The organism is Pseudomonas sp. Choline-02u-1 (assembly GCF_002836515.1).
In the GTDB taxonomy this organism is placed as follows: Bacteria; Pseudomonadota; Gammaproteobacteria; order Pseudomonadales; family Pseudomonadaceae; genus Aquipseudomonas.
Genome location: NZ_PJBC01000006.1, coordinates 45,102 through 66,116 on the forward strand (window position 1 = coordinate 45,102; position 21,015 = coordinate 66,116).

Sequence of the window (21,015 nt, forward strand, 5' to 3'; positions counted from 1 at the left end):
GGCAATAAAAAGGGCTCCTCGAAGGAGCCCCTGGGCCGAAGCCCGCCGTCCGGGAAGGACGTGCGTGGTTAATTCATTGCATGTTCAGATTGTCGTGTCGGAATAAATGCCCTGTGTCAGCCGACGGCGTGAAGTTCGTTGAGTCTGTGGATTCCCGCAGTGCCGGTCATACCGTCCCAGTTGTCGCCGCGTCCTTCTCGCCAGCCGTTAATCCAGGCTTGGCGTACCGACGGTAGAGTAAATGGGCAAAGCTCACGGGATTTGCCACCAACGCCATATTGATATCCGCGCAAAAATGCTCTTTCCAACGGATCACGCTTAAGTCTTCTCATAGGGTGTTTCCCTCACTTGTTGACTGTAGTGTCGCGTTGACCTCAACCGAGGTCGGGCAGAAAAAACCTGCCAGTGTGCGGCTCGCTGCCGGCGTGGCGAGCCAAGGTGTTGACGCCGTTGCGACGTCAACCTGTGCTCAGTTCTAACCAATGAGTCACACCGAGGGAATGATCGTTTTGTCATAAGCACGTAACGTAAAGGATGCTATGGCGATAAGTAACCGCGCATTTATTCAACGTTCGCTGCGCAAACCCCGGTATGATCGGCGCCCCGCTGGCTCAGCGGGTTAATCCTTTAGTGAGAATGACCCACGTTTGCGCTTGGGTACTATTCGACGAAGGGTCGCTTTCAGTCTTTTTGTTTCATCAACTTTTTTATCTGTCCCGGCATCTAAGCTCTTTTAACCCGAGCAGCGGGGATGGAACGGCACACCTTCGTGCCACGCGGGCGCTCTTTCAGAAAAGCGCCTGATTGAAAACCGGGTCGGCAATGCGTTGCCGGCCCACTAGCCAAAGGCTCTGGAATTACCATGTCCGATCGTTTCGAACTCTTCCTCACTTGCCCCAAAGGCCTTGAAGGCCTGCTCATCGAGGAAGCCGTCGGGCTTGGCCTTGAAGAAGCGCGCGAGCACACCTCCGCCGTGCGTGGCATGGCGACCATGGAAACCGCCTATCGCCTGTGCCTCTGGTCGCGTCTGGCCAACCGTGTGTTGCTGGTGCTCAAGCGTTTCCCGATGAAGGACGCCGAAGACCTCTACCACGGCGTGCTCGACATCGACTGGCAGGATCACATGCTCAGCGACGGCACCCTGGCCGTCGAGTTCAGCGGCCACGGCTCGGGCATCGACAACACCCATTTCGGCGCGCTGAAAGTCAAAGACGCCATCGTCGACAAACTGCGCACGCCGCAGGGCGATCGTCCATCCATCGACAAACTCAACCCGGACCTGCGCATTCACCTGCGTCTGGATCGCGGCGAAGCGATTCTGTCCCTCGACCTGTCCGGCCACAGCCTGCACCAGCGCGGCTATCGCTTGCAGCAGGGCGCGGCGCCGCTGAAGGAAAACCTCGCGGCGGCAATCCTCATCCGTTCCGGCTGGCCGCGCATTGCCGCCGAAGGTGGCGCACTGGCTGACCCGATGTGCGGTGTCGGTACGTTCCTCGTCGAAGCCGGGATGATCGCCGCCGACATGGCGCCGAACCTGCGCCGCGAGCAGTGGGGCTTTACCGCGTGGCTCGGTCACGTGCCGGCGCTGTGGAAAAAGCTTCACGAAGAAGCGGCTGAACGTGCTGCTGCCGGTCTGGCCAGACCGCCGCTGTGGATTCGCGGTTATGAAGCCGATCCACGACTGATTCAGCCAGGCCGCAACAACGTCGAACGTGCCGGTCTCAGCGAGTGGATCAAGATTTATCAGGGCGAAGTGGCGACCTTCGAGCCGCGCCCGGATCAGAACCAGAAAGGTCTGGTGATCTGTAACCCGCCTTACGGCGAGCGTCTCGGAGACGAAGCCAGCCTGTTGTATCTCTACCAGAATCTCGGCGAGCGTCTGCGTCAGGCCTGCCTGAACTGGGAAGCGGCGGTGTTCACCGGCGCCCCGGACCTGGGCAAGCGCATGGGCATTCGCAGCCACAAGCAGTATTCGTTCTGGAACGGCGCGCTGCCGTGCAAGCTGCTGCTGATCAAGGTGCTGCCGGATCAGTTCGTCACTGGCGAACGCCGCACCCCGGAACAGCGTCAGGCCGAGCGCGAGCAAGCGGCTTACGATCAGACCCCGGACGAGCCGCAAGAGCGCAAGTTCAACAAGAACGGCAACCCGATCAAGCCGACGCCAGCCCCGGCGCCAGTGATCGAGCAGCCGCGCTTGAGTGAAGGCGGGCAGATGTTTGCCAATCGCTTGCAGAAAAATCTCAAGGCGATGGGCAAGTGGGTCAAGCGCGAAGGCATCGATTGCTACCGCGTTTACGATGCCGACATGCCGGAATACGCGATGGCGATCGACCTGTACCACGACTGGGTGCACGTCCAGGAATACGCCGCGCCGAAATCCATCGACCCGGAAAAAGCCTCGGCGCGCATGTTCGATGCGCTGGCGGCCATACCGCAGGCGTTGAACGTCGACAAGAATCACGTCGTGGTCAAACGTCGCGAGCGGCAGAGCGGCACCAAGCAGTACGAGCGTCAGGCGGCGCAGGGCAAGTTCGTCGAGGTGAATGAGGGCGGCGTGAAGTTGCTGGTCAACCTCACCGACTACCTCGACACCGGCCTGTTCCTCGATCACCGGCCGATGCGCATGCGCATTCAGAAGGAGGCGGCCGGCAAACGCTTCCTCAATCTGTTCTGCTACACCGCGACCGCCAGCGTGCACGCGGCCAAGGGCGGCGCGCGCAGCACTACCAGCGTCGACCTATCGAAAACCTACCTGGACTGGGCGCGGCGCAACCTGTCGCTGAACGGTTTCTCGGACAAGAATCGTCTGGAACAGGGCGATGTGATGGCGTGGCTGGAAAGCAGCCGTGACGAGTACGACCTGATTTTCATCGACCCGCCCACGTTCTCCAATTCCAAGCGCATGGAAGGCATCTTCGATGTGCAGCGTGATCAGGTGCAGTTGATCGATCTGGCGATGGCGCGTCTGGCACCAGGCGGTGTGCTGTATTTCTCCAACAACTTCCGCAAGTTCCAGTTGGAGGACAACCTCGCCGAGCGTTACGCGGTCGAGGAAATCAGCGGGCAGACCATTGATCCGGATTTCGCCCGCAATACCAAGATCCACCGCGCCTGGAAAATCACGGCCCGTTGACGCTAGTCGGGATTGGATCCTCAGAGCCTTGATTTTAAAAGGCTCCGTGGATCCGCCCGAGCTAGCTAAATTAGTGGCTAATAGCTATAACTCACACACGGTCAATGGGGTTTTCCCGTCTATGCTCGCGTAGTGAGTGGTCTTTATGTCGTTGCACCCCGTGCGCCCGAAGATACTGGGCTTTATCAGCGAAGACGTCTCGGCCTGGCTGGTCGCGATGCTGGTATTGCTTGCCGGCGGGATTCTCACCGGCCTGCTCGCGTGGGGTACCTTCAATCAGTTTCAGCAACAATCGCGTCAGCGCTTTCAACTGCTGGCCAATGAACGCTACAGCCGCATCGCCGAACGTTTTCAGGACCAGGAGCAACGCCTGGATGGGCTGCGCCGGTTCTTCGCCAACTCCCAATCGGTGTCCCGCGCCGAGTTCGACGGTTACTCCCGGCCCTTGCTGCTGCGCACTCAAGCCTATACCTACGCCCCGAGAATCAGCGGTGCCGAACGGGCCGCGTTCGAACAGCAGGTGCGTGACGAAGGCCTGAGCAATTTCACCATTCGCGAACTGGACGCCAAGGGCGAGCTGCAGCTGGCGCCGCCGCGCCACGAATACGTGCCGGTGCTCTACACGCAAACCCAAAGCCGACTGGCGCCACCGCTGGGCTACGATTTACTCGCCCAACCCTTGCGCCGCGAAACCCTGCAACGCGCCGACCAGCTCGGCAGCATGGCGGTGTCAAAACCTATGCATCTGGTCGGGATCGAGCCGGCCTATGCGCGTGGAGTATTGCTGCTGGCGCCGGTCAATCGCCCGGGTGAGTCGCAGCCATTCGGCTATGTGATGGCGGTGATCAGCATGCGCCAATTGCTCGCCGACGGTTTGCCCGATGCCCTGCACGATTACCTGTCAGTGCGCATTCTGGATCTGTCGACCCCTGATCAGCACGAGGCTCTGTTCGAATCGAGCAACGAGGCGGTGCCCGGCGATCTGGCGGCGACGCGTTTGCTGCGCATGGCCGACCATGACTATCAGGTTGATATCCTGCCGAGCGACGCGTTCATGCAGGCCAATCATTCTTCTGTGGGCAGCGTGGTCGTTCTTGGCGGCTTGCTCAGCGTGCTGCTCAGCGCCTTGCTTTACGTGCTGGTCAGCCAGCGCCAGCGCGCGGTGCGGCTGGTCGAGGTGCGCACCCAGGAATTGCACGAACGCGAGCAGGAACTGCGCGGCACCCACGGTCAACTGCGCGGCGTGCTGAATGCCGCCACTCAGGTCGCGATCATTGCCACCGACCTGCGCGGCGTGATCAACACTTTCAACCCCGGCGCCGAACAAATGCTCGGCTACAGCAGCGCCGAAGTGGTCGGGCGCATGACTCTGGAGAATTTGCATTTGCCTCGCGAGCTGGCGGCGCGTTCGGCCGAGTTGAGTGCGCGCTACGGCAAAAGTATTCCGACTTGCCACGCGATGCTGGTCGAGGGCGGCGAAGTCGGCGGCCATGAAGCGCGCGAGTGGACGCTGGTGCGCAGCGATGGCAGTCATCTGCCGGTGAACATGCTCGCCACCCCGGTGCTCGACGAGCAGGGCCTGTGGGTGGGGCATCTGGCGATCTGCATCGACATCACCGAGCGCAAGCGCGTGCACGAAGTGTTGGCCGCGCGGGACATTTTGCTAAAGAAGCTCAGCGCCCATGTGCCCGGTGGCATCTATCAATTCAAGATGGAATTCGACGGCCGCTTCAGCGTGATCTACGCCAGCGATGGCATCCGCGAGATCTACGAACTTGAGCCGGATGCGCTGCTGTTCGACGCCGAGGCGATCTTCAGCCGCATCCACCCGCAGGACGCCATTCGCGTGCGCTCATCGATCCGCGAATCAGCGGAAAACCTCAGCCCCTGGCGCGAGGAATACCGCGTGCAACTGCCCGAGCGTGGTTTGCGCTGGGTGCGCGGCGAGGCAACACCGGAAGAGCTGCCGGGCGGCGGGGTGCTGTGGCACGGCTACATTTCGGATATCTCCGACCTCAAGCGCGTGGAAGAGGAATTGCGCGCGTTGTCGATCACCGATTCGCTGACCGGCATTCACAACCGCCGCTATTTCCAGGAGCGCCTGACCACCGAAATGGCGAGAGTCGAGCGTGGTGGCGGTGAGTTGTCGGTGATCATGCTCGACATCGACCACTTCAAACGCATCAACGATCAGTTCGGTCACGCCGTCGGCGACCGCGTGCTGCAAGCGGTGTGCGAGCGGATCGGCCATCGCCTGCGCCGCACCGACGTGTTCTGCCGCCTGGGCGGCGAAGAGTTCATGGTGCTGTGCCCGGACATCGACGGCGAGCACGCTTACATGCTGGCGATGGAATTGTGGGAAGGTCTGCGCAGCGCGCCGGTGGACGTGGTTGGCATGGTCACCGCGAGTTTCGGCATTGCGAGCTGGCGACCGGAGGAGGGGGCGGATGCGTTGTTGCTGCGCGCTGACTCGGGCGTTTACGCAGCGAAGCAGAATGGCCGGGATCGGGTTGAGCGGGAGTTGGGGTAGATCAAAGGATCGCAGCCTTCGGCAGCTCCTACAGGGATATGCGAACACCTGTAGGAGCTGCCGAAGGCTGCGATCTTCTGCTTTTGAGGGTTACAACACCGAAGCGGTCTGCGGCAGTTTCGGCTGCTTGTACAGATCCAGCAGCACTTGATCGAGCACCGACGAGGCGCCGAACGGGGCCTTGTCGTTGAGGATCGCCACCACCGCCCAGGTGTTGCCGTTCACGTCACGGCTGAAACCGGCAATCGCTCGCACGGTGTTCAGGGTGCCGGTTTTGACATGGGCTTCGCCGCGCATCGCTGTGGTCTTCAGGCGTTTGCGCATGGTGCCGTCGGTACCGGCAATCGGCAGCGAGCTGATGTATTCGGCGGCGTACGGGCTGTGCCAGGCAGCCTGCAGCATGTTGGCCATTTCACGCGCACTGACCCGCTCGGCCCGGGACAGACCGGAGCCGTTCTCCATCACCAGGTGTGGCGCGGTGATGCCTTTCTTCGCCAGCCACTGACGCACCACGCGCTGCGCAGCCCGGGCGTCATCACCGTCGGCATCGTTGCGGAAACGCTGGCCAAGGCTGAGGAACAGCTGCTGGGCCATGGTGTTGTTACTGTATTTATTGATGTCGCGGATGATCTCGGCCAGATCTGGCGAGTACGCGCGGGCGAGCAGTTTGGCGCTGCTCGGCGTCGGTGCCAGACGATCCTTGCCCTGGATGCTGCCACCCAGTTCCTTCCAGATCGCGCGGACGGCGCCGGCGGTGTAGGTCGCGTGGTCGAGCAGCGACAGATAAGTCTGCGAACTGCAGCCTTCGCCCAATTGACCGCCAACAGTCACCGTCACGCTGCCGTCGGCCTGCGGCACCGGGTTGTAGCGCACGCCGCCGGTGCATTGTTTGGAGGGCAGGGCCTTGACGGTGTTTTCGATGCGGATGCTGGCAATCGGCGGCTCTACCGAAATCAATACGCGGCCACCGTCATTGCGCGCGACAAAGCGCAGGGCCTTGAGGTTGACCAGCAGCGAGTCGGGTTTGACCAGGAACGGCTTGTTGTCATCGTTGCCGTCATCGTTGAATTCCGGCAATTGCGGCTGCACGAAGAAATTGCGGTCGAGGATCAGGTCGCCGGTGATCTGCGTGACGCCGTTGGCGCGCAGGTCGCGCATCAGCAGCCAGAGTTTTTCCATGTTCAGCTTCGGATCACCGCCACCCTTGAGGTAGAGGTTGCCGTTGAGGATGCCGCCGCTCAGGTCGCCGTCGGTGTAGAACTCGGTTTTCCACTGGTGGTTGGGACCGAGCATCTCAAGCGCCGCGTAGGTGGTGACCAGTTTCATTGTCGACGCCGGATTGACCGACACGTCGGCGTTGAACACGGTTGGCGTACCCGGACCGTCGAGCGGCACCATCACCAGCGACAGCGCGGTAGGCTGCAACTTGCTGGCCTTGAGGGCTTTTTCGACGTTCGGGGTCAGGGAAGTGTTGATGGTGGCAGCGGAGACGGGCAGGGCCAGAGGCAGAAGAAGGCCGGCGAGAAACAGTGGACGCAACGATTTGATCATATGCAATAAAACCCTGCAGAAGAGGGGGAAAAAGACGAGGGCATGGATGAAAAGGCCCTCAGTGGTCATGAAAGTGTCGGCATTATGCCCCAAGCTGTAACAGCTTGTGCCTTGTCGGGGCGTTGCAAATCGTTATTTTTTACAGGCGGTCGGCCGCAGGGGCCAGAGAGTCGGGCAATCGCCGGCTTAAACTGGTAAAGTGCCGGCCGTTATTACTTAAGAGGATTGTTCCAATGGCGACTAACCGTTCCCAGCGTCTGCGCAAAAAACTGTGCGTTGATGAATTTCAAGAGCTGGGTTTCGAACTGAACCTGGACTTCAAAGAAGACTTGTCCGAAGAAGCCATTGACGCTTTCCTCGAAGCATTCATCAAAGAAGCCATGGAAGCCAACGGTCTGGGTTATGTTGGCGGCGACGACTTCGGTCTGGTGTGCCTGCAGAAGCGTGGCTCGGTCAACGAAGAGCAGCGCGCTGCCGTTGAAGCCTGGCTGAAAACCCGCTCCGAGCTGACCAAGTATGAAGTCAGCTCGCTGCTGGACGTGTGGTATCCGGAAAAGCCGATCAACGCGGCTAAGTGATACTGAAAAAACGGCGACCTTCGGGTCGCCATTTTTTTGATGGATCAAAAGATCGCAGCCTCGTTTTACTCGTCAGCTCCTACAGGGGAACGCGATCTCCTTTAGGAGCTGCCGGAGGCTGCGATCTTTGCTTCTAGGCTTTACGCCAATTCAAAATCACCAGCGTCAAAACCCCCGCAACAATTCCCCAGAATGCCGAACCAATGGAAAACAGCGTCAGCCCAGACGCCGTGACCATAAAGGTGATCAACGCTGCTTCACGCTCCTTCACCTCTGTCATGGCAATGCTCAAGCCATTGATGATCGAGCCGAACAACGCCAGCGCAGCAATCGACAGCACCAGTTCCTTGGGCAACGCAGCAAACAGCGCCGCGAGCGTCGCGCCAAACACCCCGGCGATGCCATAGAACACCCCGCACCACACGGCGGCGGTGTAGCGTTTGTTGCGATCTTCGTGGGCATGCGGGCCGGTGCAGATCGCCGCGCTGATGGCCGCGAGGTTGATGCCGTGGGAGCCAAACGGTGCCAGCAACAGCGATGCGATGCCGGTGGTGGTGATCAGTGGCGAGGCCGGAACGTTATAGCCATCGGCACGGAGCACGGCGATGCCGGGCATGTTCTGCGAGGTCATGGCGACCACGAATAGCGGAATGCCAATGCTGATGGTCGCGGCCAGTGAAAAGTGCGGTGTGGTCCAGACCGGAGTGGCGACCTCCAGTTGAAAGCTGCTGAAATCGAGCAGGCCCATGGCGCCCGACAGTGCGGTGCCGATCAGCAGCGCAGCGAGCACCGCATAGCGCGGCGACAGACGCTTGATCAGCAGATACGTAAAGAACATCCCCAGCACCAGCCCGGTACGGTGTTGCGCGGCGACGAATATTTCGCTGCCGATCTTGAACAGAATCCCCGCCAGCAACGCCGCCGCCAAAGAGGCCGGGATTTTTTTCACCAGCCGTTCGAAGCTGCCGGTCATGCCGCAGATCGTCACCAGTACCGCGCAAGTGATATAGGCGCCGATCGCCTCGCCGTAACTGACGCCCCCCAGGCTGGTGATCAGCAACGCTGCGCCGGGGGTCGACCAGGCGATGGTGATCGGCGTGCGATAGCGCAGCGACAGGCCGATCGAACAGACCGCCATGCCGATCGAGATCGCCCAGATCCACGAGGAAATCTGCCCGCTGCTCAGCCCGGCCGCTTGCCCAGCCTGGAACATCAGCACCAGCGAGCTGGTGTAGCCGGTCATCATCGCGATGAAACCGGCGACGATGGCAGAAGGCGAAGTATCGGCGAGAGGGCGCAAGCGGGCGTGGGTGGCGTCGGTCATGACGGCGGTGTTCCTTATACCAATGGAGATGTCCGCCACAACACAGAACCATTGTGGGAGCGGGCTTGCTCGCGAAAGCGGTGGGTCAGCAAAGCAGATGTCGACTGGCACAGCGCTTTCGCGAGCAAGCCCGCTCCCACAGTGGGAATTGTTTTCAAGCAGCGGATTCTGCGATCAAGCCTAAACTCAAACGTAACTCACCGTTGCAATACAGCCGAAGTCGCAAACAGCCGTACAGTCGTGTTGCCACCATTCATTGTGTACAATCGCGCTGTTTTTTACGCGATACTTGCCAGCGACCTACTGTGCCGTATTACAGTCACGGTCTATTCGCCGCAGTTTTCCCGACTCGAGTGCCCATGAACGAACAGTTGCAACCCCTCAAGAAACAACCGCGAGCAGGCAAAGCCGGCCGCAGCGGAACCCAGGACGATATTGTCTACGCACATATCTTCGAGGCCATCCTCGAACAGCGTCTGGCGCCCGGCACCAAGTTGAGCGAAGAAGCGCTGGGGGAAATCTTCGGGGTCAGCCGCACCATCATTCGCCGCGCGCTGTCGCGTCTGGCCCATGAGGGCGTGGTGCTGTTGCGGCCGAACCGTGGCGCCGTCGTCGCCAGCCCGAGCGTTGAAGAGGCGCGTCAGGTATTTCTCGCCCGCCGTCTGGTCGAGCGCGCGATCACCGAACTGGCGGTGCAACATGCCACTGCCGAGCAGATCGCTGAACTGCGGCAGATGGTCAATGATGAGCGCGACAGTTTCTCTCGCGGGGATCGCGGCGCCGGTATTCGTCTGTCGGGCGAGTTCCATCTGAAACTGGCGGAAGCGGCGATGAACGCACCGTTGATCAGCTTCCAGCGCAGCCTGGTCTCGCAGACCTCGCTGATCATCGCTCAGTACGAAAGCGGCAACCGTTCGCATTGTTCGTACGACGAACACACGCAGTTGATCGATGCTATCGAGAAACGCGACGGCGAGCTGGCTGTGAACCTGATGATGCACCACATGGATCACATCGACAGCAAGCTCAACCTCGACGAGGAAGGTGCGTCGGATGATCTGCACGCGGTGTTCTCGCATTTGTTGCAGACCAAAAAGCCGGGGCGCTCGAGCGCCAAGCTCTGAGCTGATTGATGCAAAAAAATCCCCCGCAGCTGGAAAGTTGCGGGGGATTTTTTTTGCCTGACTGATCGTTCCCACGCAGAGCGGGGGAACGATCAGTGCGAAGAGGCTTAGCGCTGATGCACCAGCGCCCCCGCAGCATAGGTCTGCTGCACCGTGCGGTCATCGCCCAGCGTCATCAGCACGAACAACGTCTCGGCAATGTTGTTCGACTGCTCCAAGCGGTAGCTCAGCAGCGGCGTGGCGTTGTAGTCGAGCACCAGGAAGTCGGCATCGGAGCCCGGTTGCAGGTTGCCAATCTTGTCCTCCAGACGTAGTGCCCGCGCACCGCCCAGCGTAGCCAGGTACAGCGACTTGAACGGGCTCAGCCGCGCGCCTTGCAGTTGCATGACCTTGTAGGCTTCGTTGAGAGTCTGCAGCAGCGAGAAACTGGTGCCGCCGCCGACATCGGTGCCAAGGCCGACATTGAGTTTGTGTTTCTCGGCCATTGGCAGGTTGAACAGGCCGCTGCCGAGGAACAGGTTGGACGTCGGGCAGAACGAGATCGCCGAGCCGGTTTCCGCCAGTCGCGCGCACTCGTCGTCACACAGGTGCACGCCGTGGGCGAACACCGAGCGTTCGCCGAGCAGTTGGTAGTGATCGTAGACGTCGAGGTAGCCCTTGCGCTCCGGAAACAGCTCTTTGACCCACTCGATTTCCTTGAGGTTTTCGCTGATGTGGGTCTGCATGTACAGATCCGGATATTCCGTCAGCAATTGCCCGGCAAGGGTCAGTTGTTCCGGGGTGCTGGTGGGTGCGAAACGCGGCGTCACCGCATAGTGCAAACGGCCCTTGCCGTGCCAGCGCTCGATCAGCGCCTTGCTGTCGACGTAGCTGGATTCGGCGGTATCGACCAGATAGTCCGGGGCATTGCGGTCCATCATCACCTTGCCGGCAATCATGCGCAGGTCGAGCTTCTCGGCTGCTTCAAAAAACGAATTGACTGACTGCGGATGTACGCTGCCGAACACCAGCGCCGTGGTGGTGCCGTTGCGCAGCAGTTCCTTGATGAAAATGTCCGCCACTTCGTCGGCGTGAGCCTTGTCGCCAAACTGGCTTTCGCAGGGGAAAGTGTAGGTGTTCAGCCAGTCGAGCAACTGCTCGCCGTAGGAGCCGACCATGCCGGTTTGCGGCAAGTGAATGTGCGTATCGATGAAGCCGGGGGTGATCAGCGCATTCTGATAATGATTGATCTCGATGTCCGCCGGCAGGGTTGGCAGCAGTTCGCTGGCGTGGCCGAGGGCACTGATCTTGCCGCCGTCGACCACCAGCAGGCCGTCCTCGAAATATTCATAGGAGGCTTCGATGCCGACCTCGGCGGGGTCGGCAATGCTGTGCAGGATGGCGGCGCGGTAGGCTTTGCGAGTCAGAGGCATGAGGGTTCTCTAATCAGTTTGAGGCTTTGAGTTTGGCGGACTGGCTGCGGCGCGAGGCGGGAAGCAGACGGGCAATCGGTTCGGCGCTGGCGCTTTGCTGGCCGAAGTTGGCGTTGTAGGTGGCGATGATTTGCCCGGCAATCGAGATGGCAATTTCCACCGGCAGTTTGCCTTTGACTTCGCCGATGCCCATCGGGCAGCGCATGCGTTGCACCACGCTCGGGTCGAAACCGCGATCACGCAGGCGATGTTCGAACTTGACCCGTTTGGTCTTCGAGCCGATCAGGCCGAACCAGGCGAAGTCGTTGCGTTTGAGGATGGCGGCGGTGAGTTCCAGATCGAGTTGATGATTGTGGGTCATGACGATGCAGTAGCTGCCGGCGGGCAGGTCATCGACTTCGTCCACCGGCTCTTCGCTGACGATTTTACGCACGCCGTGGGGGATGTGTTCAGGGAATTCGGCCTCGCGCGAATCGATCCAGCGCACCCGACAGGGCAGGCTGGCGAGCAGCGGCACCAGCGCGCGACCGACATGGCCGGCGCCGAATACAGCGATCTGCGCCTGCACCTGGCCCATCGGTTCGAACAGCAACACCGTGGCGCCACCGCAGCACTGGCCGAGGCTGGCACCGAGGCTGAAACGCTCCAGATGGGTGTCCTGCTTGCCGCTGGCGAGCATGTCGCGGGCGATCTGCATGGCTTTGAATTCCAGGTGTCCACCACCGATGGTGTCGAACATCCGGTTGGCGCTGACGACCATTTTCGAGCCGGCGTTGCGTGGCGTCGAGCCGAGTTCTTCGATGATCGTCACCAGCACACAGGGCTCGCCCTGGTTCTGCAGGTCGGCGAGGGCGTCGATCCAGTTGTACATAAACACCTCTCAGATCGTTCCCACGCTCTGCGTGGGAATGCATCACTGGACGCTCCGCGTCCGCTGTTCAGGGAGCGACGCAGAGCGTCGCGGGCTGCATTCCCACGCGGAGCGTGGGAACGATCATCAAACAACCTCGACTTCGGTCGCGGTTGTTTTCACCGCTTTGAGCTGGCGCATCTGCTCACACCCCCACAACACCCGCTCCGGGGTCGCCGGCGCGTCGATTTTCGGCTGATGCTTGTAGTCACCGAGGCTCGCCACCGCATCCTTGATCGCGCACCAGGCGGCGATCCCGAGCATGAACGGCGGTTCACCGACGGCTTTGGAATGGAACACCGTGTCTTCCGGATTCTTGCGGTTTTCCACCAGTTTCACCCGCAGATCCAGCGGCATGTCCGCCACGGCCGGGATCTTGTAGCTGGCCGGGCCGTTGGTCATCAACTTGCCCTTGTTGTTCCAGACCAGCTCTTCCATGGTCAGCCAGCCCATGCCCTGGACGAAACCGCCCTCGACCTGACCGATGTCGATCGACGGGTTCAGCGAGGCGCCGACGTCATGCAGGATGTCGGTGCGCAGCATCTTGTACTCGCCGGTCAGGGTGTCGACGATCACTTCGCAGCACGCCGCGCCAAAGGCGAAGTAGTAGAACGGACGACCACGGGCCTGACTGCGGTCGTAGTAGATTTTCGGGGTCTTGTAGAAACCGGTGCTCGACAGCGACACCTGATTGAAATATGCCTGCTGGATCAGCGCTTCGAAGGTCAGAATCTGCTCACGGACACGCACGTGACCATTGCGGAATTCGACGTCTTCTTCGCTGACCTTGTAGTGCCGCGCGGCGAATTCGACCAAGCGTTGCTTGATGGTCTGCGCAGCATTTTGCGCGGCTTTGCCGTTCAGGTCTGCACCACTGGAGGCGGCGGTCGGCGAGGTGTTCGGCACCTTGTCGGTGTTGGTCGCGGTGATCTGCACGCGGTCGATGTCGACCTGGAAAACTTCAGCCACAACCTGGGCGACTTTGGTGTTCAGACCCTGACCCATTTCCGTACCGCCGTGGTTCAGATGGATGCTGCCGTCGGTGTAGATGTGGATCAGCGCGCCGGCCTGATTGAGGAAGCTGGCGGTGAAGGAAATACCGAATTTCACAGGGGTCAGTGCCAGACCCTTTTTCAGGATCGGGCTGTTGGCGTTGTAGCGACGGATCGCTTCGCGGCGCTCGGCGTACTGGCTGCTGGCTTCCAGTTCGGCGGTCATCTCTTCGAGCATGTTGTGCTCGACGGTCTGGTAGTAATGGGTGACGTTGCGCTCGGTCTTGCCGTAGTAGTTGGCCTTGCGCACGGCCAGCGGATCGAGGTTGAGGTGGCGGGCAATCGCATCCATCACTTCTTCGATGGCGACCATGCCCTGCGGGCCACCGAAGCCGCGATAGGCGGTGTTCGACGCGGTGTTGGTCTTGCAGCGGTGACCGTTGATGGTGGCATCGCCGAGATAGTATGAATTATCCGAGTGGAACATCGCGCGGTCGACGATCGACGCCGACAGATCCGGCGAGCAGCCGCAGTTACCGGCCAGCTCCATGTTGATCCCGTGCAGGCGGCCGCTGCTGTCGAAACCGACGTCGTACTCGACATAGAACGGGTGGCGCTTGCCGGTCATGAGCATGTCTTCGACGCGCGGCAGGCGCATCTTGGTCGGCTGGCCGGTGAGGTGCGCAACCACCGCGCACAGGCACGCCGGGCTCGCAGCCTGGGTTTCCTTGCCACCGAAACCACCGCCCATGCGGCGCATGTCGACGACGATCTTGTTCATCGACACGTCGAGCACTTCGGCGACCAGTTTCTGCACTTCGGTCGGGTTCTGCGTCGAGCAGTAGACGATCATGCCGCCGTCTTCAGTAGGCATCACTGAAGAGATCTGCGTCTCCAGGTAAAAGTGTTCCTGGCCGCCGATGTGCAGCGTGCCTTGAATGCGATGTTCGGCGCTGGCCAGCGCGGACACCGAATCGCCGCGCTGATGGGTGTGGCTGTCGAGCACGAAGTGGCGTTTGCGCAGGGCTTCGACGACGTCGAGCACCGGTTCGAGGTCTTCGTATTCGATGATCGCGGCCATCGCCGCTTTGCGTGCGGTTTCCAGATCTTTCGCAGCCACTGCGAGTACCGGCTGGCCGACGAACTGCACGTCATCGATGGCCAGCAGCGGGTCGCCCGGCATCAGCGGGCCGATGTCTTTCAGGCCTGGCACGTCTTCGTGGGTGATGACGATGCGCACGCCTTCGAAGGCGTAGCACGGCTGCGTGTCGATGCTGAGGATTTTCGCGTGTGCGCGGTCCGACAGGCGTGCATAGAGGTGCAGTTGGTTGGGAAATTCCAGGCGATCATCGATGTACTGCGCCTCACCGGACACATGCTTGGCGGCGCTGTCGTGTTTGACGCTGCGGCCGACTCCAGTGGTCAGGTCCTGGGCGAACAGTTCGGCCAGTTCAGCTTGAGTCTTCTCTACGGCGTGATGGTTAGACATAAGCGGTCACCCGAGTCTCGATGTGCGGTGTTTGCAGTTCGATGAAGTATTTGCGCAGCAGGTTTTGCGCGCTGAGCAGGCGATATTCCTTGCTGGCGCGGAAGTCGCTCAGCGGCGTGAAGTCCTCGGCCAGCGCGGCGCAGGCGCGTTCGATCACAGCGTTATTGAACGGCGCGCCTTGCAGCACGGCTTCGCAATGCGCGGCGCGTTTGGGGATCGCCGCCATGCCGCCGAAGGCCACGCGGGCGTCGGCGATCACGTCGTTTTCCACGCGCAGATTGAACGCAGCGCAGACGGCGGAAATGTCGTCGTCCAGACGCTTGGACACTTTATAGGCACGGAACAGCTGCTCGGCGCTGGCACGCGGGACGATGATTTTTTCGATGAACTCGCTTTCCTGCCGCGCGGTGACGCGGTAGTCGATGAAGTAATCTTCCAGATTCAATGTACGGCGGGTCTCACCTTTGCACAGCACGATCTGCGCGCCGAGGGCGATCAGCAGCGGCGGCGAGTCACCGATCGGCGAGGCGTTGCCGATGTTGCCGCCGAGGGTGCCCTGATTGCGGATTTGCAACGAGGCGAAGCGGTGCAGCAGTTCGCCGAAGTCCGGGTACTCGGCGTTCAACGCTTCGTAGCAGTCGGAGAGGGCGGTGGCGGCGCCGATTTCGATGCGATCGTCAAAGGTTTCGATGCGTTTCATTTCGGCGACGTTGCCGACGTAGATCATTACCGGCAGTGTACGGTGGAACTGGGTGACTTCCAGAGCCAGATCGGTACCGCCAGCGAGCAGTCGGGCTTGTGGATAAGCGTCGTAGAGGTCGGCCAGATCGGCCACCGTCAGTGGCACCAGGCAGCGCTTGTCGCCGCTGTTGAGTTCACCGATATCGGTCGGGGCTATGGCTTTGAGACGGGCGATGGTTTCCGCTTCTCGGGCATCGAACTGATCCGCCTGTTTGCCGCAGCAGGATTGTTCGGCAGCGGCGAGAATCGGCCGGTAGCCAGTGCAGCGGCAGAGGTTGCCGGCCAGCGCTTCGTGAGCCTTGGCCTGATCCGGCGCGTCGCTGTTCTTTTGCAGGGCGAACAACGACATGACGAAACCGGGGGTGCAGAAGCCGCACTGCGAACCGTGGCACTCGACCATGGCTTTCTGCACGCTGTGCAGTTCGCCCTTGTGCTTGAGGTCTTCAACGCTGATCAGTTGTTTGCCGTGCAAGGACGAGACGAAAGTCAGGCACGAGTTGAGGCTGCGATAGCGAATATGTTCACGCCCCGTGTCGTCGGTCTGCAACTCGCCAACCACCACGGTGCAGGCGCCGCAGTCGCCACTGGCGCAACCTTCTTTGGTGCCGGGTTTGCCTACGTGTTCACGCAGGTAATTGAGCACAGTCAGGTTCGGGTCCAGGGCGTGCTCGCTACGGAGCTCCTGGTTAAGTAAAAACTGGATCACGGAAGGCCTCGCAGACTCATTATTGTTGTTAACCGACGTGAACCGAATTTAGCAGGTCTGACTTTTCGGTCAATGGTTTTCTGACTTAAAGGTCAGGAAAATCCGTTTCGTCGATCAACAGCGTGTCTATTCAGTATTGACCTTCATCGGTCACTGCGCTTTTTTGCGGGATTCGTGCCAAAAACCGCTGAGTGGGCACTCCGCCATGACCGTGCATTTGCGCTACACTGCGCCGCTTGTGCAGATCGATAGAGTTTGAAGGACAACCATGACGTTCAAGGCGCCGGACAGCCTCGCCGAGCAAATCGCTCACCACCTCGCCGAACGCATCATTCGTGGCGAAATGAAGCCAGGAGAGCGCATCCAGGAACAGAAGGTCACGCTGGCGCTCAACGTCAGCCGCGGTTCGGTCCGCGAAGCCTTGCTGATCCTCGAACGCCGTCACCTGATCGCGATCCTGCCGCGTCGTGGCGCCCACGTTACCGAGCTGACGCCGCACAAGGTGCAGAGCCTGTGCACGCTGATGAGCGAGCTGTACATCCTGCTCGGCAATTCGGTGGCCAATGGCTGGCAAGTGCAGTCGGACATGGCGCCGTTCGTGCAGATCCAGCAGCGCCTGACCGCCAGTTACGAGCGCGGCGATATCCGCAGTTTTGTCGATGACAGCTTCGCGGTGATGCGCGCCGCCTATCCATTTGCCAACAACCCATACCTGCAGGAAACCGTCGAGAACCTCCAGCCGGCGATGAGCCGCGCATATTTCCTCGCCCTCGAACAGCGCAAGGCGGAAATGAGCGAATTCCTCGAACTGTTCGAACGCTTGCTCGCCGCCGTTCTCGCCCGTGATTTGCCGCAGATCCGTATCGTGCTCACGGCATATGCCCAGCGCAGCTGCGATCTGGTGGTGTCTGCGCTGACGGTTGCCTGAGCGTGCGGCTAAAGTGCATCAAACTGGCGGGGTTCAAATCCTTCGTCGATCCGACCACTGTGAACTTCCCCAGTAACATGGCGGCGGTCGTCGGGCCGAACGGTTGCGGCAAATCGAACATCATCGACGCTGTGCGCTGGGTGATGGGCGAAAGTTCGGCGAAGAACCTGCGTGGCGAGTCGATGACCGACGTCATCTTCAACGGTTCGACCAGCCGCAAACCGGTGAGCCAGGCCAGTATCGAGCTGGTGTTCGACAACTCCGACGGCACGCTGCTCGGCGAATACGCGGCGTACGCGGAAATCTCCATTCGTCGCAAAGTCACCCGCGACAGCCAGACCACTTATTACCTCAACGGCACCAAATGCCGGCGCCGCGACATTACCGATATCTTCCTCGGCACCGGCCTCGGCCCGCGCAGCTATTCGATCATCGAACAGGGGATGATCTCCAAGCTGATCGAATCCAAGCCTGAAGACCTACGCAATTTCATCGAAGAAGCAGCGGGCATCTCCAAATACAAGGAGCGCCGCCGCGAGACTGAAAACCGCATCCGCCGTACCCACGAGAACCTCGCCCGCCTGACCGACCTGCGCGAAGAGCTGGAGCGCCAGCTCGAACGTCTGCACCGCCAGGCCGAAGCGGCGAAGAAGTATCAGGAATTCAAGGCCGAAGAGCGTCAGCTCAAGGCGCAACTTTCGGCATTGCGCTGGCAGGATCTTAACGAGCAGGTCGGTCAGCGCGAGTCGATCATCGGCAACCAGGAAGTCAGCTTCGAAGCGTTGGTCGCTGAACAGCGTAACGCTGATGCGGCCATCGAACGCCTGCGCGACGGCCACCATGATTTGTCCGAGCGCTTCAATCTGGTGCAGGGGCGTTTCTATTCGGTCGGCGGCGACATCGCCCGGGTCGAGCAGAGCATCCAGCATGGCCAGCAACGCCTGCGCCAATTGCAGGATGACCTGAAAGAAGCCGAACGTGCGCGTCTGGAAACCGAATCGCACCTGGGCCACGACCGCACGTTGCTGCTGACCCTCGGCGAAGAGCTCGACATGCTCACCCCCGAGCAGGAAGTCACCAGCGCTGCTGCCGAGGAAGCCGCCGCGGCCCTCGAAGAAGCCGAAACCACCATGCACGGCTGGCAGGAGCAGTGGGACGCTTTCAACCTCACCGCTGCCGAACCGCGCCGTCAGGCTGAAGTGCAGCAGTCGCGGATCCAGCAGCTGGAAAGCAGCATGGAGCGCCTCGCCGACCGGCAGAAACGCCTCGCTGAAGAGCGCGCGTTGCTCTCCGCCGACCCGGAAGACGCGGCGATCATGGCGCTCAACGAGCAGCTCGCCGAATCCGAAGCGACCCTGGAAGATTTGCAGACCAGCGAAGAAGCGCAAGTCGAAAAGCTCGAACAACTGCGTCAGGAATTACAGCATGCGTTGACCGCGCAGCAACAGGCGCAGGGCGATCTGCAGCGGCTCAACGGGCGCCTCGCATCCCTTGAAGCCTTGCAGCAGGCAGCGCTGGATCCGGGCACCGGCACCGCCGAATGGTTGAAGGAACACAACCTCGCCGAGCGTCCGCGTCTGGCCGAAGGCTTGAAGGTCGAGGCGGGTTGGGAGCTGGCGGTGGAAACCGTGCTCGGTGCTGATCTGCAAGCGGTGCTGGTCGACGACTTCAGCGGTTTTGATTTGTCCGGTTTCACTCAGGGCGATCTGCGCTTGCTCAGTCCGGCCAGCGATGGCGTGCGGGTGGCGGGCAGCCTGCTGGACAAAGTCGAGGCGCAGATCGATCTGTCGCCGTGGCTGGGTCAGGTCAAACCGGTCGACAGCCTTGAGCAGGCGCTGGCCTTGCGCGGGCAGCTCGGCGCTGGCGAAAGCCTGATCAGCCGCGATGGCTATTGGGTCGGTCGGCACTTCTTGCGTGTACGTCGCGCCAGCGAAGCGGAAAGCGGCATGCTCGCCCGTGGCCAGGAAATCGAAGGCCTGCAACTGGAGCGTGAAGAGCGCGAAGCCACGGTCGAGGCCATGGAGACCCGCCTGCAAACCCTGCGCGCGCAACAGCGCCAGCAGGAAAACGGCCGCGAACATCTGCGCCGCTTGCTGCAGGACGAAGCGCGCCAGCAAGGCGAACTGAAGGCGCAGCTGTCCGCCGGTAAAGCCAAGGCCGAACAATTGACGTTGCGCCGCACCCGCCTCGATGAAGAATTGGTTGAACTCGCCGAACAGCGTGAGCTCGAGCACGAGCAGGTCGGCGAAGCGCGCATGCAATTGCAGGAAGCGCTGGATGCCATGGCGCTGGACACCGAACAGCGCGAATTGCTGTTGGCCCGGCGCGACAGCCTGCGCGAACGCCTTGATCGCGTGCGCCAGGAAGCCCGGCAGCACAAGGATCATGCCCATCAACTGGCCGTGCGTCTCGGCTCGCTGCGCGCTCAGCACGATTCCACGCGACAGGCGCTGGAGCGCCTGGAAATGCAGGCCGAGCGTCTGACCGAAAAACGCGAACAGCTGAGCCTGAACCTGGAGGAGGGCGAGGCGCCGCTGGAAGAGCTGCGTCTGAAACTCGAAGAACTGCTCGACAAGCGCATGACCGTCGACGAAGAGCTCAAAACGGCGCAAATCGCTCTGGAGGACGCCGACCGCGAACTGCGTGACGCGGAAAAGCGTCGGACCCAGGCCGAGCAGCAATCGCAGTTGATTCGCGGCCAGCTCGAACAGCAACGTATGGAGTGGCAAGCCCTGACCGTGCGCCGCAAGGCTTTGCAGGATCAATTGCTCGAAGATGGCTACGACCTCAATGGCGTGCTCGCCACATTGACGGCGCAGGCCAGTGAACGCGAAGCCGGAGATGAACTCGAACGCATCAACGCGCGCATTCAGCGCCTGGGTGCGATCAACCTCGCCGCCATCGACGAGTACACGCAACAATCGGAGCGTAAACGTTATCTGGATGCACAGGACGCCGATCTGGTCGAGGCGCTGGAGACTCTGGAAAACGTCATTCGCAAGATCGACAAGGAAACCCGCAACCGTTTCAAAGATACCTTTGATCAGATCAACGGCGGATTACAGGCACTTTTCCCGAAAGTTTTCGGTGGCGGGCGCGCGTATTTGGAACTGACGGGCGAAGATCTACTCGATACAGGGGTGACGATCATGGCGCAGCCGCCCGGAAAGAAGAACAGCACCATCCATTTGCTCTCCGGCGGCGAAAAAGCCCTGACGGCACTGGCACTGGTGTTTGCCATCTTCAAGTTGAACCCGGCGCCGTTCTGCATGCTCGATGAGGTTGACGCGCCACTGGATGACGCTAACGTTGGACGCTACGCACGCTTGGTCAAAGAGATGTCGCAAACCGTGCAGTTCATCTATATCACCCACAACAAGATCGCCATGGAAATGGCCGAGCAGTTGATGGGCGTGACCATGCATGAACCGGGTTGTTCGCGACTGGTGGCAGTGGATGTCGAAGAGGCAATGGCGATGGTGGATGCCTGAGTCGGTTTGGTGTGGGAATAGTTTTGGAGGTCTGTAGGACTTTTTACCGACATCGGCTGGATGGCCAATCGACATATTCGCGCAAGCCAAATGAGACAGACGGTGT

At 60.7% G+C, this 21,015-nt stretch carries 13 protein-coding genes; 6 read left to right on the forward strand and 7 right to left on the reverse strand.

Annotated features, from left to right (window positions below):
* Positions 1-116 precede the first annotated feature (116 nt).
* Positions 117-332: a ribosome modulation factor gene (rmf, locus tag CXF97_RS06610; RefSeq protein WP_003223300.1), complete on the reverse strand. Its 216-nt coding sequence runs from the start codon at positions 330-332 to the stop codon at positions 117-119.
* Positions 333-862: 530 nt separating this feature from the next.
* Between rmf and rlmKL the strand changes: the two genes are divergently transcribed.
* Complete coding sequence (gene rlmKL, locus CXF97_RS06615; RefSeq protein WP_101157331.1) at positions 863-3,133, forward strand: bifunctional 23S rRNA (guanine(2069)-N(7))-methyltransferase RlmK/23S rRNA (guanine(2445)-N(2))-methyltransferase RlmL; 2,271 nt, start codon at positions 863-865, stop codon at positions 3,131-3,133.
* Positions 3,134-3,278: 145 nt separating this feature from the next.
* Positions 3,279-5,663, forward strand: a complete 2,385-nt coding sequence (locus CXF97_RS06620) for a GGDEF domain-containing protein (RefSeq protein ID WP_101157333.1) — start codon at positions 3,279-3,281, stop codon at positions 5,661-5,663.
* Between the two features lie 90 nt (positions 5,664-5,753).
* Here CXF97_RS06620 and dacB read toward each other — a convergent pair whose 3' ends face one another.
* Positions 5,754-7,214: a D-alanyl-D-alanine carboxypeptidase/D-alanyl-D-alanine-endopeptidase gene (gene dacB, locus CXF97_RS06625; protein ID WP_039763007.1), complete on the reverse strand. Its 1,461-nt coding sequence runs from the start codon at positions 7,212-7,214 to the stop codon at positions 5,754-5,756.
* Between the two features lie 233 nt (positions 7,215-7,447).
* Between dacB and CXF97_RS06630 the strand changes: the two genes are divergently transcribed.
* Complete coding sequence (locus tag CXF97_RS06630; RefSeq protein WP_101157334.1) at positions 7,448-7,792, forward strand: YggL family protein; 345 nt, start codon at positions 7,448-7,450, stop codon at positions 7,790-7,792.
* 133 nt (positions 7,793-7,925) lie between these two features.
* On the opposite strand, the gene CXF97_RS06635 is transcribed toward CXF97_RS06630, so the two are convergent.
* Positions 7,926-9,116 carry a benzoate/H(+) symporter BenE family transporter gene (locus CXF97_RS06635; protein WP_101157336.1) on the reverse strand — a complete coding sequence of 397 codons (1,191 nt, stop codon included), beginning with the start codon at positions 9,114-9,116 and terminating at the stop codon, positions 7,926-7,928.
* Between the two features lie 359 nt (positions 9,117-9,475).
* On the opposite strand from CXF97_RS06635, the gene CXF97_RS06640 reads away from it, so the two are divergent.
* Positions 9,476-10,240, forward strand: coding sequence for a GntR family transcriptional regulator (locus CXF97_RS06640; protein WP_039763010.1), 765 nt, complete (start codon positions 9,476-9,478; stop codon positions 10,238-10,240).
* 107 nt (positions 10,241-10,347) lie between these two features.
* Here CXF97_RS06640 and guaD read toward each other — a convergent pair whose 3' ends face one another.
* From guaD to xdhA, 4 genes are all read right to left on the reverse strand, one after another.
* A complete protein-coding gene (gene guaD, locus CXF97_RS06645; protein WP_101157339.1) occupies positions 10,348-11,652 on the reverse strand; it encodes a guanine deaminase in 1,305 nt (434 codons plus the stop codon).
* A 13-nt stretch (positions 11,653-11,665) separates the two neighbouring features.
* The gene (gene xdhC, locus CXF97_RS06650) at positions 11,666-12,523 is read right to left on the reverse strand and encodes a xanthine dehydrogenase accessory protein XdhC (RefSeq protein WP_101157341.1); all 858 of its coding nucleotides are present in this window, start codon (positions 12,521-12,523) and stop codon (positions 11,666-11,668) included.
* A 126-nt stretch (positions 12,524-12,649) separates the two neighbouring features.
* Positions 12,650-15,043, reverse strand: coding sequence for a xanthine dehydrogenase molybdopterin binding subunit (xdhB, locus tag CXF97_RS06660; protein WP_101157345.1), 2,394 nt, complete (start codon positions 15,041-15,043; stop codon positions 12,650-12,652).
* Positions 15,036-16,490 carry a xanthine dehydrogenase small subunit gene (gene xdhA, locus CXF97_RS06665; RefSeq protein WP_101157347.1) on the reverse strand — a complete coding sequence of 485 codons (1,455 nt, stop codon included), beginning with the start codon at positions 16,488-16,490 and terminating at the stop codon, positions 15,036-15,038. Before xdhA ends, xdhB begins: the two co-directional genes overlap by 8 nt.
* Positions 16,491-16,758: 268 nt before the next feature.
* On the opposite strand from xdhA, the gene CXF97_RS06670 reads away from it, so the two are divergent.
* Positions 16,759-17,418 (forward strand): GntR family transcriptional regulator, encoded by a 660-nt coding sequence (locus CXF97_RS06670; protein WP_016773849.1) that lies wholly within the window; start codon positions 16,759-16,761, stop codon positions 17,416-17,418.
* A 2-nt stretch (positions 17,419-17,420) separates the two neighbouring features.
* On the forward strand, positions 17,421-20,909 hold the full coding sequence (gene smc / locus CXF97_RS06675) for a chromosome segregation protein SMC (RefSeq protein WP_101157349.1): 3,489 nt from the start codon (positions 17,421-17,423) through the stop codon (positions 20,907-20,909).
* Positions 20,910-21,015: the final 106 nt, after the last annotated feature.